Below are 16,088 nucleotides of genomic sequence, written 5' to 3'. Positions count from 1 at the left end.
CGTTTGGTACACTGCAATCATAAGTTCATTTAGGATTAGTGTCAATGACAAAAACCATACTTAGGTCTCATCCTCACTGTGTTTTCAACATCAAGGCTCATTTAGTGTTAGTCGTAGCCTATCGACGTAAGGTTATCACCAAAGAGATCATGGAAGACCTCGAACAACATGTCCGGCGAGTGTGTGAGTTGTCAGATGTGAGCGTACTGGAGTTCTCTGGGGAGCCTGATCACATCCATATCTTGCTGGAACTGCATCCGAATGTGATGCCCTCCAAACTGGTTAACTCCATCAAGACAGTGAGTAGTCGTATGATCCGCAAGGATCATTGGGAACATATCAAGAAAATGCTGTGGAAGGATCGCTTCTGGTCACGCAGTTACTGCTTAATTTCAGTCGGTGACGGTGCGAGCACCGAAGTAATTAAGCAGTACATCCAGAATCAGGCAAGGCCGTCCTAACGGACGGCTCGCTATCCATCCACCACCAAACGACCAAACCTGATTCCGTGACTTACAACCCCACTCACACCTCTACAACACTGTAACCACGCGGCCTGCGGCGGTAATATGGACGCCATTCTCGATTCACCCAGGCAGTGATATCTGACTATGCGTACCTTCAAGCTTGAACAGTCAAAAACCGAGATTATCACACCCCACGGTGGTCTGGCGCTGGTTGGGCACAGCGTGAACAGGATGACCTCTCTGGCTAAGACCTCGCGCTCCATCGTCAAGCGCCATGGCATCGCCAACATCGACCTCATCCGTACCTACCTGGGGTTGATTTGCCTTGGCAAGAGCGACTTCGAAGCGGTCGAGCACGCACGCCATGATCCCTTCTTCAAAGCGGCCATGGGCATCAAGCAATCACCTTCATCGGCCCGGCTGCGTCAGCGCTTTGATGAAGATGCCCGCGCACTGATCCCGTTATTGGATGAGGCCAGCGTCGAGTTTCTGTGTAACGCTTCGGTGCCTATCGGCACACTCACCACCGGGCACGTGCCACTGGATATGGACGTGTTTCCCATGGACAACAGCAACAGTAAAAAAGAGGGCGTGGCCTATACCTACAAGGGGCATGACGGTTATGCCCCCATCGCGGCCTACCTGGGCACGGAGGGCTGGTGTCTGGGCTGTGAGCTGCGACCGGGTAACCAACATGCCAATAAAGAGTTTATTCACACCCTCGACCGGGTGCTGCCTCGAGTCCGAGAGCTGACCGATGCACCGCTACTGGTACGTCTTGACAGCGCCCATGATGCCGCCGAGAACCGGGGGTACTTCCGTGCGCACGGGGCAGACTACCTGATTAAGTGGAACCCCCGCTCACAAGATGGACTGGCCTGGGTCGACAAGGCTCATGCGGCCGGCGCACTTTGGTGCCATACCCGACCGGGCAAAATGGAAACGCTGGTAAGCGAACCGCTGGATGGCACGGACGACCGCCTGATCGTCAAGGTGACGGTGCGCCAGAGTGACAGTTCAGGACAGCTGTTTTTGGAGCCGGAGGTCAGCCTGGAGGGCTGGACGACTTCACTCACATCGGACGCAGCAGATAACGCCAAGGTCATTGCGCTCTACCAGGATCACGCCACCAGCGAACAGTTCCACAGTGAGTTCAAGACTGATCTGGATCTCGAACGTTTGCCGTCAGGGAAGTTCGATACCAACGACCTGGTCATAGCCTTTGCCGTACTGGGCTACAACATACTGCGTTGGATGGGACAGAACGCGCTATTGGGGCCGGATGCACCGGTGCGTCATCCGGCCAAGCGTCGGCGGCTGAAAACCGTGATTCAGGAACTGATGTATATGGCCTGTCGCTTAGTCAGCAGCGGTCGTCGTCTCCACCTGCGCTTCGGACGACATTGTCCCGGTTTCGGGGCATTCAGTCGCGTCTACGGGCTGGCCTGATCCGGACTGTCGGATTTACAGCCATTCAAAATAGCCACACGCCCGAGCGCCATGCATGGCAGGGTATGCCTTGGCCTGCAGACAGAATCGAGACGAAATACTGCGGTGAGAAGCATGATCGATGCTGCAGTGGCGTAGATTAACCCGGTACACGTTAGATAAGATCGAGCTGTGTTAAAGAGCGAGGTCGTCTTCAGTGCTGGGTGCTGCAACAGCGGGTGAAGTCACTGATTCAGGCCAAAGCTACGCAATGCTACGCAATGGTCACTTGGAAGTGGAATTCCGCGAAGAAAGGTTAAATTTGACAGTGTATATCGTCCATGGTAAGTAATGATTATATTTCTTGTTTCTAGCCAGCCTACCCCGTGGCCACATAATTGAAAGATTAAAGTTTATTTGGTTCGACTTTGCTTGAACTACCAATAGCGTCCCTTACCACTAAACGGGGCAGATCAGGAGGCCTCAAAAGCGTATGAGCGAAAGATCAGCACGCAATAAATATGTGAAAATCCGCACTACCTCTGACGAGCGTGATGTGTGGCAAGCGTTGGCTGATGAAGAGGGCGTGTCGCTCGCTGACCTGATCAGGAAACGCTTGAATGACTCTGCTTTGAAAAGCCCTAAATCTAAATCTGTGCAGCGCGTGGTTTTGGAAGCCGATCCAAAAGTGATACGTGAACTATCCAGAATCGGTAGCAATATGAATCAGATCGCGCGGGCAGTTAATGCTGCAGGGCTGCAGCCGGAGGATGTGATTACCGTGCTGGGATTTCTGTCTGACGTGGCCGCCGACCTGACGGTGATCCGCGAAGAGGTGTTAACTCAGGCCCAAGCTCATGATCTCTCATCACAGGGGGTGGATTTTGTGTCACGGTAAAGGGCTCTCTCATGGACGGGGGAGCTGTAGACGGGCTATTGATTATCTATTGGGTGACCATGACCATAAAGGAGAGACTCGTGCTCGAGTTGATGTTTTGCGTGGTGATCCCTATGGTGTTGCAGCACTTGCTGACAGCCTGAATTTTGCTTTCCGTTATACGTCTTATATCTACGGATGGGCGCCAGAGGAAAAACCCACGTTGCGCGAGATTGGTGCACTGATCGACGATTGGGACAGATTGGCCTTTGCTGGTATGGATCTCGATCGATTTATGTCTACTGCGATTCAGCATACAAATGCCGAGGGTAAAATCGATTTACACATAATTGTGGCGCGTGTGGATCTGGATTCCGGAAAATCGTTTAACCCCTGTCCTCCTCGAAGCTTAAAACAGTTTGATCGGGTGAGAGGTCTACATAACTACATTAATGGGTGGGCTCGTCCCGATGATCCTGATCGGGCGAGGTTGTTTCAACCTGGCCGTGCTGTACATGCAGCACAGGTCGTTGTTGATGAGCCTTATACTCAAAAAGAAATGTACCACACTCTGGAAGCAATGATTGACACGGGCGAGTTGACAACTGGTTTGCAGGTGAGGCAACAGGCCAGGCAGTGGGGAGAAGTGACGGCAGAGGGAGATAATTTTATCAGCATTAAGCCGCCTGGGGCTAAGCGTGGCCGGCGCCTTCGAGGCGTGCAGTTTAAATTGGAGTGGACTGCAGCTGTAGAAGCCGATAGGGCAGCACGTAAAAAAGCGATTCGCAGTTCCGGCCGTGGCGGTACTGTTGACCTTAAGCAAGCCGATGCGGAACGTAGAAGGCTGAACGCCGAAATTGCTGAACGCACCACTTATAATCATCGGAGATACCCGCCTCGCCCCGCCATAGATCCGGTTCAGGTGATGGCCCAACTCAGGGCTGAATTGGCTCAGCAGGAGCAACTCAAAAATGACCGAAATCGAGTTGTTGTTACAGCAGCAACTGAAAGACCTTCAGCAGCAGAGATGCGAGGAGATCAGCAGCTTAGAGCAGCAGCTGAGCACGCTATTGCAGCAGCAACAGAAGCAACAGGAGCTTTTAGAAAGCTTGAACATAACTATCGAAGAACAGACACAACGGTGCGACGTATTGCATTCGGCAATCACCGAACAAGCGAAAAATTTTCAAAGCTTGCAGACCGTTGTCGAAACAGCGTTGACCGCCTCGAATCAGTTGGACGTAGATCAGCTCTACAGCAGTACCTCGAACAACGCGATGCTAGAGCTGGAGGTACACCAACAGAAAACCGATGGAGCGCTGCGACAGCTGGAGAGTTGGTTGAACGCATTGCAGAACTCGGTAGATCTATTGGTCGCGCAGCTGAAGCGTTGAAAGAGGTGAGCCTATCATTGGCCGAACCAGAGCTGGATGAAAACGCGAAAATTGATGCTGCCCTGAAAGCGGCTATTATCAAATCAAATGAACAGCAGTTATTAGTTGAACCGAGTCCCTTGCGTCGGCCTGCAACAGCGTCGGTCGATTTTGATAGTGGTGACGTGGATTTCGATAATGATCCTCTGGTTTGTTGTGTATCGCAGTCAGAGCCTGCACTTGATTCAGATCCGGAGGTTGATGAGGATGACGTATTATCATCGGCCGTGCCAAAGCTGGATGAAAGCGCGAAAATTGATGCTGCCCTGAAAGCGGCTATTATCAAATCAAATGAACAGCAGTTATTAGTTGAACCGAGTCCCTTGCGTCGGCCTGCAACAGCGTCGGTCGATTTTGATAGTGGTGACGTGGATTTCGATAATGATCCTCTGGTTTGTTGTGTATCGCAGTCAGAGCCTGCACTTGATTCAGATCCGGAGGTTGATGAGGATGACGTATTATCATCGGCCGTGCCAAAGCTGGATGAAAACGCGAAAATTGATGCTGCCCTGAAAGCGGCTATTATCAAATCAAATGAACAGCAGTTATTAGTTGAACCGAGTCCCTTGCGTCGGCCTGCAACAGCGTCGGTCGATTTTGATAGTGGTGACGTGGATTTCGATAATGATCCTCTGGTTTGTTGTGTATCGCAGTCAGAGCCTGCACTTGATTCAGATCCGGAGGTTGATGAGGATGACGTATTATCATCGGCCGTGCCAGAGCTGGATGAAAACGCGAAAATTGATGCTGCCCTGAAAGCGGCTATTATCAAATCAAATGAACAGCAGTTATTAGTTGAACCGAGTCCCTTGCGTCGGCCTGCAACAGCGTCGGTCGATTTTGATAGTGGTGACGTGGATTTCGATAATGATCCTCTGGTTTGTTCTGTAACGCAGTCGGAGCCTGCACTTGATTCAGATCCGGAGGTTGATGAGGATGACCTATTTGCTGCAGCTTCAAGCAAAGTAGCAGCCAAACAGCACCTTCAGCATGAATCGGAGGTTTCTGACCAACAGGCAGGGCAGGTTGATTCAGATGATCATTTGTTGGGCCAGCTGGGTCAGAGGGTAAAACCGAGTGGGCCGAAACAGGGTTGATCTGTTTAAATGGCTTTTTAAATAGCCTCCGGACGTCAGTTTGTGGCCCGCCTCTCAAATTGATGCGCTAATTGTAGTTGCAGGTATTTTCTTTCGCACCCTTGGGGAAGTGATACCCCTCTGCATCAGAGAGGTATCACTGGCAGATCAATTCATTCAATTTCAATGCACAAAACCATCCCCCATCTGAACACTGATGGTAGTCGAAGCCACCTTTTTCACCGTCGACACAACCCGACGCAACGAAGGAGATCTCGCCAGACGCTCATGCAAAATAGCTTCCGGGTACTCCGGCATCAGTGGTACCGCATAGCCATAACGGCTCATCTCTGCATTCCACAGCTGGCGTGCCATCACCTCCAGATCGGCCGGTGTCGGGTCGTTGACGTTCAGCACCACAAATCGGTCCCGGATCGGTTCCGGTATTCCCTCGATGGAATTGGCGGTGGCCAGCAGAATCAGGTGGGACAGGTCCACATTGACCTGCAGACACTCATCGTAAAACATGCGCGCATTTTGCGGTTCCAGAACCTGTAGCAGCACATCAAAGGGGTTGCCGTTGTGTCGACTGTCGCCGACTTTCTCCAGTTCATCCAAAATGAACAGCGGGTTGGCGGTCCGTTTCTGCTCCAATGTTTGCACGAACAGACCGGGGCGGGTGCTGCTCCAACCTCGGGGCGAACCGCGAAGCGTCATGCTGTCATGCATCCCGCCCATAGGGATGAGGGTGTACTGCAAGTTCATCAACTCAGCCAGCCGCTGCAGGTAATAGGTTTTACCGCAGCCCGGTGAGCCCACCAGCAGAATAGGCGGCAACAAGGCGCTGTTGGCGGCTTCTCCCTGCGCCAGATGCCCGCGAATTGCCGAGAACATCCGCTTGATGATCGCTTTCATCCAGGGTGACTCCAGCATCAACTGCGCTTCTACCGCTTTCAGTTCATCCGGACAGGGTTGCAGCGGCATCGGGTGGCCCAGCGCATCGTAATAGCGCAAGAACTCCTCATTGGATTTACTGGTCGGCGGGGCGTTTTTCACCAGCGTTAGCTGACGATGTTCATCGTTAGTCGATACAGCGCTCTGACCCAACTGGCTCAGCAGTGCCTGGATGCGGATAACCGCATGGCTGCCCATGAAAATCGGTGTGCGCTCAATCCAGTACTGCAGCGAGGTCGCCAAAGATGCGGCATCCGAGGGCAGTTGCTTGACCGCATCAAACGACCTGTCCTGCAATGTCTCATCCGTGGGCAGTTCAAGCTCCAGCCCCAGGCGAGCGCTCAAGGACTGTAGTCTCGGCACCAGATAGGCACGGGCGTGCGCGACCGCAATGATGGCAATGGCGCGGGTACCGGCAAAGGCGTGTACCGTGGGCGGAATGCCGGAGATGTCCACTGTGTTCTTGAGCTGCAGGGTGGCCGGCAGATACTGACCCAGGGTGGTGTGCAGCCGCTCGACGGCCCGCGCCAGATTAGCCAGCTCGATTGGTCGCTCAGCGGCCAGCATATCCAGTATGCGGTAGGCATAGGACAGGCTTTTTTCGATCTCGGCATCTTCCTGTTTGTCTCGGGAAAACGCATATTGATAACGCCATGACGATTCGTGCCCACCCAATGTCAGTGCATCAACCGTACGTTTGCGGTAGTAGTGAGTGTGAGTCGACAACAGCCCCAACAGGGTTTTAAGCGCAGGCTGCGCCAGCGCAGTGACCAGCGCCTGCAGGTGCCCCAATGACATCAACACATCGTCATAGGTTTCCAGGGTGTGCCTTAGCTGATCACGCACCTCGATATTGTTACTTTCATCACGTGCTTTCTTCAGGAAGGCGCGACTCGGGATCTGCAACTGGCTCACACTGATAGCCAGTTGCAGGGCTTCCTGTTCCGGCGTGGGCAGGTCGATCGACTCCGGTGTCAGATGTGCCTGTATTTGAGGGATCAGTGGCGCCAGTGCAGATCCAACCTGACTGGCCGGTTTATCGGCGAAAATCCGAGTGACCTGCTGGATCAGTGCGCCAAGGCCTCGTCGGTTTGATTTCAGCTCTTTTGCCACGCTGTCAGGCTTGGCAGTGTCGGTTGGTACCGTATCTGCAGCAGTCTGGTTGTCGCGCGGTGCAGTACGTGGATGGTTCATATCTCGTCCTCCAGTCCTTCGAATATCTCAGCCAAACGCATGGCGATACCTTTTGGGCGATCCGGCCAGTCCTGTGCGCTCACATGCAGCATGGAGGCATGACTCAGCAGCCACAACGCCAACACATCTCCTTTGGGGCCGTACGTGTGTAAAGCCTCCCGACTGATTGCTCCAAACCCATTCAACCGCACGCCATCGAACAGGATGATGCCGATCGAGTCCGGTAGTACAACTGCTTCCGGGGTGACCAGCCAAACGGCATCCGCATATGGCTGCAGTCGCTTCAGTCGATCCAAAAGATCGGCTTCCTTGTTGGGATCCGGTGTAATGACAAAGGCGTGGGTGAGTGGAACATGCCGACGTGTAAACACCAGTCCGGCTACGGCATCGGGGCGAATGGCACTGAGTTCAGCCAGGCCTTCGAATGCTTGTGTGAAACAGCGACGCACGACGCGCCCACCGGTCACATATTCCGCCAGGTCGACATAGTGCTGATCGAGCCACTGGCAGGCCTGACTGACGTAAAGTGCATGTGCCCGCTGATCCGCCGGCCCAGTGACCGAAACGCTGTCTGCAAAGCCTTTTGAGCCACGCGAGCGAGCGGTCTTGCCCTGCAGCATCTGTCGATAATGCGCCCAGAGTCGGCGTATCTCGGCCAGCGGCATCGACTGGTCCAGCACCCCCTCTGCGGCTGGTTTCCAGACATGTATGGGCGCCACCTTCACCAGCTTCATCAGCAACTCCAGCTTCTCGGCGCTGACATTGGGATCAAGCGCCTCAAAATCCGGAACTTTGATAGCCGCGAGCCTGAGTTGCGCTCTGAGCCAGGGCCAGCCCCTGGCGTTGGCACGGTAGCGCCAGGCCGAAGCACGCTTCAGGCCCAAGGGCTCAACCAGCGTCTCAATCCAGTGCTTTTCACCGTTATGCTGATCGGGATAGCCCATCGCTTCTGCCTGCACAATGGCGGCTCCGATCTGGGGCCAGGTGAGCAGTTTCCCCTGCTCAGGATCAAAGCGCTTCAGTACCTCGGTGAGATTCTTCGGGTGAGGTGCTCGGTTTTTGCCTACCATAATAAAGCCTATCTCAGATAGTTGCTGCGACTAGACTTACACTTTAGGACTGTTATTCTACATTGGCAAGCTGATTTTTTAACCCGGGTGTCAGGTAGCAGAAGCTGGATCTGTTGAGCGAGCACAAAACAGATCAGCAGGAGGAAAACGTCATGCAACGACTATTGATTGTGGATCTGGAGTCCACCTGCTGGGAAAACCACATAGCCCCCTCAGGTGCGCGTCAGTCCGTGGATGAAATGGAAATCATCGAATTCGGCTGTGTGATCGCAACACGTGCCGGAGACGTGCTGGATAAACGTTCTTTTCTGGTGCGACCTAGGGTTCATTCTGAATTGAGCCCGTTCTGTCAGCAGCTCACTACGATCAGTCAGGCGATGGTGGATACGGCCCCCCTGTTCACCGAGGTCGTACCGGAGATTGACGCCTGGCTGAGGCAATGGTCTGACCTGACTTACTGGGCCAGTTGGGGCAATTATGATCGGCGGCATATCGCGGCTCAGTCCAGGCGCGAAGGCTCAATGCCTAACTTCATGCACCTGCCTCACCTGAATCTGAAGACGATCTGGAAGAATACGACGGGCGAGCGCAAACGCAACGGTCTTGGGTCGGCACTGAAATATCACAACCTGGCGTTTGAAGGGCAACCGCACCGGGGGATCGATGATGCCTGTAATATGGCGCGTTTGCTGCCCTGTATGTACTGGTCACTGGCGATGCTCGCCCGCACTGAAGGGGAGGCAAAATGAATAACTCAACCAGCAACTCAGTCAGCAAATTTGCGTGAGAACCATCGCCCAATCGGGCGGTGAGGAAAGCGCACACCGCGGAGCGGTGTTGTAACACCGATCAAAGCACTGTGGTAATATACAGTTATGATCGCCGCCACGAAAGTTCGCATTTACCCGACGCCTGAGCAAGCTGGTTTTTTGAACCGGCAGTTCGGCGCTGTGCGCTTTTGTTACAACAAAGCGCTGTGGCTGATGCGAGCCCAGTATAAGCGCTACTGACTGAAGCTGCGGGTCAAACGCGATATCAAGCCATTGCTGGCGGTCGCGAAGAAGTCGCGAAAATACCACTGGCTTAAAGACTTCGACTCCATGGCGCTGCAACAGGCCGTGATCAATCTGGACACGGCGTTTACCAATTTCTTTAATCCGAAACTGCGAGCGCGTTTTCCGCGGTTCAAATCCAAGCGGGGAAAGCAATCCAGTTACCACTGTACGAGTGTCGGTGATCGCTGGATTAAAATCCCCAAGCTGGATCGGATCAAGGCGCGGATTCATCGTGAAATCACGGGCACGGTGAAGAGCATTACCCTGAGTCGCACAGCGACCGGGAAATACTACGCCTCGATCCTAACCGATGACGGACAGCCAGCACCTGTACCGATGCAAACACTGGATCGGGTCGTTGGCATCGACACGGGCCTGACCGATCTGTGCATCACCTCGGACGGGGTGAAAACCCCCAATCCCCGTTTCCTGAAACGTGCCGCTGCCAACTTGCGGCGCAAGCAAAAAGCTCTGTCCCGCTGCCAGAAAGGCAGTCGGGGCCGGGCCAAAGCCCGGCTGTTGGTGGCGAAGGCGCATGAGCGCCTAGCCAACGCCCGTGCGGACTTCCAGCACAAACTGTCTCGGCAGATCACTGACGATAACCAAGCAGTGATTGTCGAGACGTTGAAGATCCAAAACCTGCTGAAAAACCAGAAACTGGCCAAGCACATCGCCGATGCCGGCTGGCACAGCCTGATAACGAAACTGGCGTATAAGGCCGAACGGGCCGGCAAGCATTTGGTCAAGATCGATCCCTGGTTTGCCAGCTCCAAGACCTGTGCCGGCTGCGGCCACAAAGTGGATTCGATGCCGCTGAATGTCCGCCGCTGGGACTGCCCGGCTTGTGGTACCACCGGCATCGACCGCGACATTAATGCCGCGATCAACATCCGGCAGCAGGGACTTTTGAAATTACGAGCCGAAGGACTGTCTGTTCCTGCCAACTGAGGCGGTGTAAATCCGGCAACTTGCCGGTTACTGCCTATGATGTTGGAAGCATCGCCCGCTAGGGCGGTGAGCTGTCAGTGCGCCGGGCATGGCGCACGTCTATAGGGTGAAAGTCCCGAGCAGTGAAGTCAGGAGTAACTGTTAGCCAGAGGGCAAGGGTGTCCATTGTAAGGTGGAATCTGAAGGAAGCCTGCGGCAAACAACCGGCCTGAGGAACACGAACCTCATATGAGGCGGGGTGCATGGAGTGAGTGGGCTGACAGCCACAAAGCTCATCCTGACACCGAGCATGCACAACGTATATGGGGCAGGTAGATGGTTGGAAAGACGTGCGTCTTACCCCGGGAGGTCCATATCGACCGTCGGAGCCGGATCAACTCAGTAGAGGAGTGAAAGCAAGGGCGATGTGGAAGTCAGCAGAGGCCATAGTAGGAGATGACGCCCCTCTGAAGGGCCAAAGGTAAAGTGATAGGGTTGATCTATTGATCTCTGAGCAACGCGATGACCACCGTACGAAGTGCAGCTTGGATCAGGCGACGGTAGGCCCTCAATCCAGTGAACCCTGCTACCCAATAACCCTGCAGGACGTCCTTGAGCGGTCGAATATGGCCCAAGCATGGAAACGGGTACGCAGCAATAAAGGAGCGGCCGGCACGGATGGTCGTTCAATCGAAGACACAGCCGATTACCTGAAGACGCAATGGCCTGATATTCGGAAAGCCCTTCTGGCGGGGACCTACAAACCTGTCCCAACAAAAGTGGTGTATATCCCGAAGTCGGGTGGCGGGCAGCGGATGCTGGGGATTCCCAGCGTCACTGACCGTCTGATTCAGCAAGCGATCATGCAGCAGCTGTCACCGTACTATCAGGCAGACTTCTCGCCTTCGAGCTTCGGCTTTCAGGCTGGGAAAAGTGCGCTGCAGGCGGTGACACAGGCTCATCATCACGCCCTTGAGGGATACAATATCGCCGTAGACATCGATCTGGAGAAGTTCTTTGATCGGGTCAATCACGATATTCTGATGGGTTTATTGAGCAAACGAATCCGGGACAAAAGTCTCCTGAAGTTGATTCGAACTTATCTCAGTAACGGCATGATGGAAGGCGGTCTAGTCACACAGCGCTCGGAAGGAACGCCTCAAGGATCCCCTCTGAGTCCTCTGTTAAGCAACATCCTACTGGATGAGCTGGACAAAGAGTTGGAGCGCCGAGGTCACCGCTTTTGTCGATATGCCGATGATGTGCAAATCCACGTCAAAAGCAGGCGGGCGGGCGCCAGAACGCTGGACAGCCTGTCTCGGTTTATCGAGCAGCATCTTAAGCTCAAGGTAAACCGAAAGAAGAGCTCAGTTGGGAGCATCACCCGGAGCCAGTTTCTGGGGTACTCATTTTACGGCACTCGCCAACCCCGCATACGGTGTGGCACGGAGTCTATCCAGCGATTCAAACGCCGGATCAGACAGCTCACACGGGGGCACCACCGACAGTCAATGGGCATCAGGCTCAGAGCACTGGACCGGTACATCCGAGGTTGGGTTAGCTACTTCCGATTGACCCAAACCGAAAGGCTGTTCAAGGATCTGGACAGTTGGATTCGAAGTCGCCTGAGAATGTGTTTAATGAAGCTCTGGCCGAAACCCAAGACCCGAATCAGGAAGCTGATCCGGTTAGGTATGCCGCCTGAAGAGGCGGCCGGGTATGGCCAACACAAACGTTGGTGGTTCTACGCTCAGTTGCACCACACACGATTTGTGTTCAACATTCAGTTCTGGCGACGCTGTGGATATCGAGGGCTCAGCTTCTACCTGAGTCGGTTTGCCAACACTTAACCAACCGCCTTGGTACGGATCCGTATGCCGGGTGGTGTGAGAGGACGGGGGTCTAAGGGCTCCCTCCTACTCGATCAGCGACACCAACCTTTCTCGGGCAGCAGGTAACCGCCTTTAACTAAACTAATTGTGTTATCCAGCAATGTTTAGTTAAATCCTGGCTGTATGCTTCAAGTGTGATAATGAGGTTCCGAATATGGGGTACAGGCGGATGGAGTCTGAACAGGTTCGTGTTGCCGTCAATGCGCGTCAGTTGTTTGGGCAGCTGGAGCAGCATCGACTGCAGGCAGATAGTGTTGCGGGCTCCATGCATTGGAAAACGATCAGTGGTCGTGAATACCTTTATCGTGCCTACTCTTATGGCAAGAACCGGTCACTGGGTGCGCGCTGCGACGAAACCGAGCGTATCAAGGCACAGTTTGAGCGGCGACAGTCAGATTACAAGGCACAAGAGGCAGCGTATCGGGATCAGTTCAAAAGGCACGCGGCGTATATCAAGGCAAACCATCTTAATCGCTTCCCGCTGGCGGGTGCGCGTGTGCTTCGCGCACTGCACCAACAAAAAATCCCCTATCGTTTGATCGGTACGAATGCGTTGTATGCATTCGAAGCCAGAGCCGGGGTGATGATCCAGTCCGAGCATCTTGCCACTGAAGACATGGATGTGTTGATGGATGCGCGCCAGGGAATACGTATCCTGTCGGGCCTTGAGCCGGGTTCATTACTGTCCTTGCTACAAAAAAGTGACAAGAGCTTTCACAAGGTGTCGTCTTCACCCTTTGAGTTTGCGGCTGCCAACGCTAAAGGCTATCGGGTGGACTTCATTACTCAGGGGTCTGGTTCGCCCATGCAGCGAAGCGCATTTGATGAGCTGTTGGATAAGGCAGATCTTCACCCCGTAGCGATTGATACGCTGAAATGGCATGTATCGGCGCCGCATTATGATGCTGTGGTGTTTGATGAGCAGGGAATGCCGCTGCGTGTTGCGACTGTTGATCCGCGTGCTTTTGTGCTCCATAAATGGTTCGTCAGTCGGCAGCCTGATCGTGAACCCATGAAACGAATTCGTGATGAAAATCAGGCTCGGCTGGTCGCAACGATGATACGCACTGAGCTGACTGATCTGCCTTTGACCCGGGCAATCAGCCGGATTTTTCCGCGTACGCTTCAGGTCCAGGCCGTCGATGAAATGGATGATTTTTCGCTGTAGGGCAAAAGAGCGGCGTAAAAAGCTCGGCTTTTACACCACAGCTGCGACAACGTGTCACATTATCCCCTCGGAACTTTCTCCCTAGAATGAGCCGCAATTTTGCAGCCTGAAGGGAGTTAGAGCATGAAATTCAGCTATTCCAGTCTGTCGCTGGCGGTGATGGCCGCTTTGTCTGTACCTGTAGTGTCTTCCCCGGTTTGGGCCGAGGCCGTGTTGGAAGTAACCAAACCTCTGCCGGTGTCGGCGGTGATTACCAGCAGTGATACCGAGGCGGTGCAGGCTGCGCCGAGCAGTGATGGCGGCGATCTGCTGCGGTCGATCAACGGGGTGTCCGGTTCGCGCATGGGCGGGCGCGGCATTGATCCTGTGATTCGCGGTCAGAAGCAGAATCAGCTGAATGTAATCCTTGATGGTGCCTTCCTCTACGGCGGCTGCCCCAACCGCATGGACCCGCCCACCACCTATACCGCTGCCGAGAGCTACGATCGGGTAACGGTGATCAAGGGCAATCGCAGTGTGATCTATGGCCCGGGCGGTTCTGGCGGCACTGTGCTGTTCGAGCGTGAGCGCCCATTTTTGGACGCCGACAAACCCTATCGCGGCAAGGTATTGGCGGCTTACACTGGCAACAGCGATACCACCAACCTGTCAGCGGATCTGGCGGCCGGTGGTGAGCAGGGCTATGTCCGCTTTGTCACTGAAAAAGCCGATGCCGGCAACTATGAAGACGGCAAGGGTAACGAGGTGCGCTCCTCTTACAAAACCGAAAGCAACGCGCTGCTGGCCGGTGTTCGTCTGGGCGAGCAGACCTGGCTGGAGGGCAGCTATGAGCAGGTTAACGAAGAGGACGTGCTCTTTCCGGGTGCGGGCATGGATTCACCCTACAGCGATAGCGATACATGGCGCTTGAAGTTGGACCATACCATCGATGGCGGTTTCATCGAGAGAGTGCGGGCCGAAGTGTATCGGGCTGATGTCGATCATCTGATGGATAACTACAGCCTGCGCCCGCTGACTGCCATGATGGCGATGGACGCGCCGACCAGTTCGGATACCCTCGGTGGTCGTTTGCTGATCGATAGCCGTGTGCGAGGGCATGAGATTCAGTGGGGTGTGGATCATCAGGAAAACAACCGTGATGCCTCTGCCATCATCGCAAGCGGCATGATGGCAGGACGTGTGACCGGCATTCAGTGGCCGGATGTGACCATCAAACAGACCGGTGTGTTTGCTGAGGCAAAACACTATATGGCCGGTGGTGACCTGCTCAAGGCGGGTGCACGCTATGATTATGTGCGCGTCGATGCCGGCAGAGCCAACGAGGCCTTTACCGGAGGCATGCTGAACGGCCAGACACCGAACGATCTCTACGGCAGCAACGCCGATGACAATACCAGTGAGCATAACCTGAGCGGTTTTGTCAGCTGGACTCACCGCCTTAATGATCAGTATCGGCTGGAGTCCACGCTGTCGCGCAGCGTGCGCACCGGCGATGCGACCGAGCGCTACATGGCCACCGGTAACTGGCGCGGCAATCCCTCGCTCGATCCCGAAAAACACCACCAGCTGGAACTGGTGCTGGCCTCGGAAACAGCCGATCTGAGCTGGTCGCTGGCTGGTTACTACAACCGGGTGGATGACTACATCAACCGCCAAAACAACCGATATGACAATATCGATGCCACGCTGTACGGTCTGGATTTTGAACTGGCCTGGCAACTCGACAACCACTGGCAACTGCGTAACGGCATCGCCTGGGTGAAAGGTGAAAACCGTGACGACAATACCGACCTGTCACAGATCCCCCCGCTGACCGCTACGCTGGCACTGGACTATCGCCGTGCTGCACTGAAAGCGGGTGTTGAGTGGGAAGTGGCGGCAAAACAGAATGATGTATGTTTCTCCGGCAGCGCCTGCGGTGGTCAGGATGTACGCACGACACCGGGCTACGGTGTGGTCAACCTGAATGCGGGTTACGACTTCAACCCGTCACTGAGTCTGAATGCAGGGATCAACAACCTGTTCGACAAGGCCTATGCCTATCATCTCAATCGTGAAGATGCCTTTGGCAACTCGGCCCAGGTCAACGAACCCGGCCGCACCGGTTGGGTGCGCCTGACCGCACGCTTCTAATCGACGTTACTGCTCTTTCCTGTTCTTCATCATACTTCGGGGCCTGTTCAGGCCCCTTTTTTGTAGTGCGCCAGGCATGGCGCGTAGCGCCGTGACGGGCGCTGTTCCGATGCGCGTGGTGGCGGTCGGATGACTTAGAGGTGCAAGTCCTCTGTGGGCCCGGCAAGGGGAACTACTAGCCGAACGGCAAGGGTGTCCATCGCGAGATGGAATCTGAAGGAAGTCGAAGGCAAAGCACTGACCTGACGAATAGAAATCGCATACGAGGCGGCAGCTGTGGGTGAGGAGTCTACTATCTTCAAAGCCCGGTACTTGCACGGAGCGGCGGTCGTAAATGCGGCAGGTATAAGTGTGAAGGTCGCGCGTCTTACCCTGGGAGGTCTGTTGTCCTGCCTTTGGCTACGGCTGTCGTGA

General features: G+C 54.5%; 12 protein-coding genes. 10 read left to right on the top strand and 2 right to left on the bottom strand.

All coding sequences use genetic code 11. The features are described from left to right. Positions 1–44: 44 nt before the first annotated feature. The 4 genes from tnpA (at position 45) to CFI10_RS13585 (ending at position 5,302) form a co-directional block, all read left to right on the top strand. Positions 45–461, top strand: coding sequence for an IS200/IS605 family transposase (tnpA, locus tag CFI10_RS13600; RefSeq protein ID WP_206835307.1), 417 nt, complete (start codon positions 45–47; stop codon positions 459–461). Between the two features lie 150 nt (positions 462–611). Beyond that, positions 612–1,916, top strand: coding sequence for an IS1380 family transposase (locus CFI10_RS13595; RefSeq protein ID WP_206834329.1), 1,305 nt, complete (start codon positions 612–614; stop codon positions 1,914–1,916). A gap of 472 nt (positions 1,917–2,388) precedes the next feature. Continuing rightward, a complete protein-coding gene (locus tag CFI10_RS13590; RefSeq protein ID WP_206835305.1) occupies positions 2,389–2,793 on the top strand; it encodes a MobC family plasmid mobilization relaxosome protein in 405 nt (134 codons plus the stop codon). A 49-nt stretch (positions 2,794–2,842) separates the two neighbouring features. Next, positions 2,843–5,302 carry a hypothetical protein gene (locus tag CFI10_RS13585; RefSeq protein ID WP_206835303.1) on the top strand — a complete coding sequence of 820 codons (2,460 nt, stop codon included), beginning with the start codon at positions 2,843–2,845 and terminating at the stop codon, positions 5,300–5,302. 162 nt (positions 5,303–5,464) lie between these two features. Here CFI10_RS13585 and CFI10_RS13580 read toward each other — a convergent pair whose 3' ends face one another. Further along, complete coding sequence (locus CFI10_RS13580; RefSeq protein WP_206835301.1) at positions 5,465–7,429, bottom strand: AAA family ATPase; 1,965 nt, start codon at positions 7,427–7,429, stop codon at positions 5,465–5,467. Further along, positions 7,426–8,499, bottom strand: a complete 1,074-nt coding sequence (locus CFI10_RS13575; RefSeq protein ID WP_206835299.1) for a hypothetical protein — start codon at positions 8,497–8,499, stop codon at positions 7,426–7,428. Before CFI10_RS13575 ends, CFI10_RS13580 begins: the two co-directional genes overlap by 4 nt. 152 nt (positions 8,500–8,651) lie before the next feature. Between CFI10_RS13575 and CFI10_RS13570 the strand changes: the two genes are divergently transcribed. The 6 genes from CFI10_RS13570 (at position 8,652) to CFI10_RS13550 (ending at position 15,674) form a co-directional block, all read left to right on the top strand. Further along, on the top strand, positions 8,652–9,248 hold the full coding sequence (locus CFI10_RS13570; protein WP_206835297.1) for a 3'-5' exonuclease: 597 nt from the start codon (positions 8,652–8,654) through the stop codon (positions 9,246–9,248). Positions 9,249–9,374: 126 nt separating this feature from the next. Further along, a complete protein-coding gene (locus CFI10_RS19255; RefSeq protein ID WP_242529993.1) occupies positions 9,375–9,509 on the top strand; it encodes a helix-turn-helix domain-containing protein in 135 nt (44 codons plus the stop codon). 33 nt (positions 9,510–9,542) lie between these two features. Then, the gene (locus CFI10_RS13565) at positions 9,543–10,502 is read left to right on the top strand and encodes an RNA-guided endonuclease InsQ/TnpB family protein (RefSeq protein ID WP_242529992.1); all 960 of its coding nucleotides are present in this window, start codon (positions 9,543–9,545) and stop codon (positions 10,500–10,502) included. Between the two features lie 605 nt (positions 10,503–11,107). Then, positions 11,108–12,331 (top strand): group II intron reverse transcriptase/maturase, encoded by a 1,224-nt coding sequence (gene ltrA / locus CFI10_RS13560; protein WP_206835294.1) that lies wholly within the window; start codon positions 11,108–11,110, stop codon positions 12,329–12,331. Between the two features lie 211 nt (positions 12,332–12,542). Next, positions 12,543–13,541: a GSU2403 family nucleotidyltransferase fold protein gene (locus CFI10_RS13555; RefSeq protein WP_206835291.1), complete on the top strand. Its 999-nt coding sequence runs from the start codon at positions 12,543–12,545 to the stop codon at positions 13,539–13,541. 123 nt (positions 13,542–13,664) lie between these two features. Continuing rightward, positions 13,665–15,674 carry a TonB-dependent copper receptor gene (locus CFI10_RS13550; protein WP_206835288.1) on the top strand — a complete coding sequence of 670 codons (2,010 nt, stop codon included), beginning with the start codon at positions 13,665–13,667 and terminating at the stop codon, positions 15,672–15,674. Positions 15,675–16,088: the final 414 nt, after the last annotated feature.

Origin of the sequence: Marinobacterium iners (assembly GCF_017310015.1) — a bacterium.
Lineage (GTDB): Bacteria > Pseudomonadota > Gammaproteobacteria > Pseudomonadales > Balneatricaceae > Marinobacterium > Marinobacterium iners.
Note: the sequence above shows the minus strand (reverse complement) of the source record. Positions and strands in the feature narration are given on the sequence as shown.

Bases quoted from the DNA above. Each gene is read 5' to 3' on its own strand.
- CFI10_RS13550 (WP_206835288.1), top strand. From the start codon at position 13,665: ATGAAATTCAGCTATTCCAGTCTGTCGCTGGCGGTGATGGCCGCTTTG.
- CFI10_RS13590 (WP_206835305.1), top strand. From the start codon at position 2,389: ATGAGCGAAAGATCAGCACGCAATAAATATGTGAAAATCCGCACTACC.
- CFI10_RS13580 (WP_206835301.1), bottom strand. From the start codon at position 7,429: ATGAACCATCCACGTACTGCACCGCGCGACAACCAGACTGCTGCAGAT.
- tnpA (WP_206835307.1), top strand. From the start codon at position 45: ATGACAAAAACCATACTTAGGTCTCATCCTCACTGTGTTTTCAACATC.
- CFI10_RS13575 (WP_206835299.1), bottom strand. From the start codon at position 8,499: ATGGTAGGCAAAAACCGAGCACCTCACCCGAAGAATCTCACCGAGGTA.
- CFI10_RS13570 (WP_206835297.1), top strand. From the start codon at position 8,652: ATGCAACGACTATTGATTGTGGATCTGGAGTCCACCTGCTGGGAAAAC.
- CFI10_RS13595 (WP_206834329.1), top strand. From the start codon at position 612: ATGCGTACCTTCAAGCTTGAACAGTCAAAAACCGAGATTATCACACCC.
- CFI10_RS13555 (WP_206835291.1), top strand. From the start codon at position 12,543: ATGGAGTCTGAACAGGTTCGTGTTGCCGTCAATGCGCGTCAGTTGTTT.
- ltrA (WP_206835294.1), top strand. From the start codon at position 11,108: ATGGCCCAAGCATGGAAACGGGTACGCAGCAATAAAGGAGCGGCCGGC.
- CFI10_RS19255 (WP_242529993.1), top strand. From the start codon at position 9,375: ATGATCGCCGCCACGAAAGTTCGCATTTACCCGACGCCTGAGCAAGCT.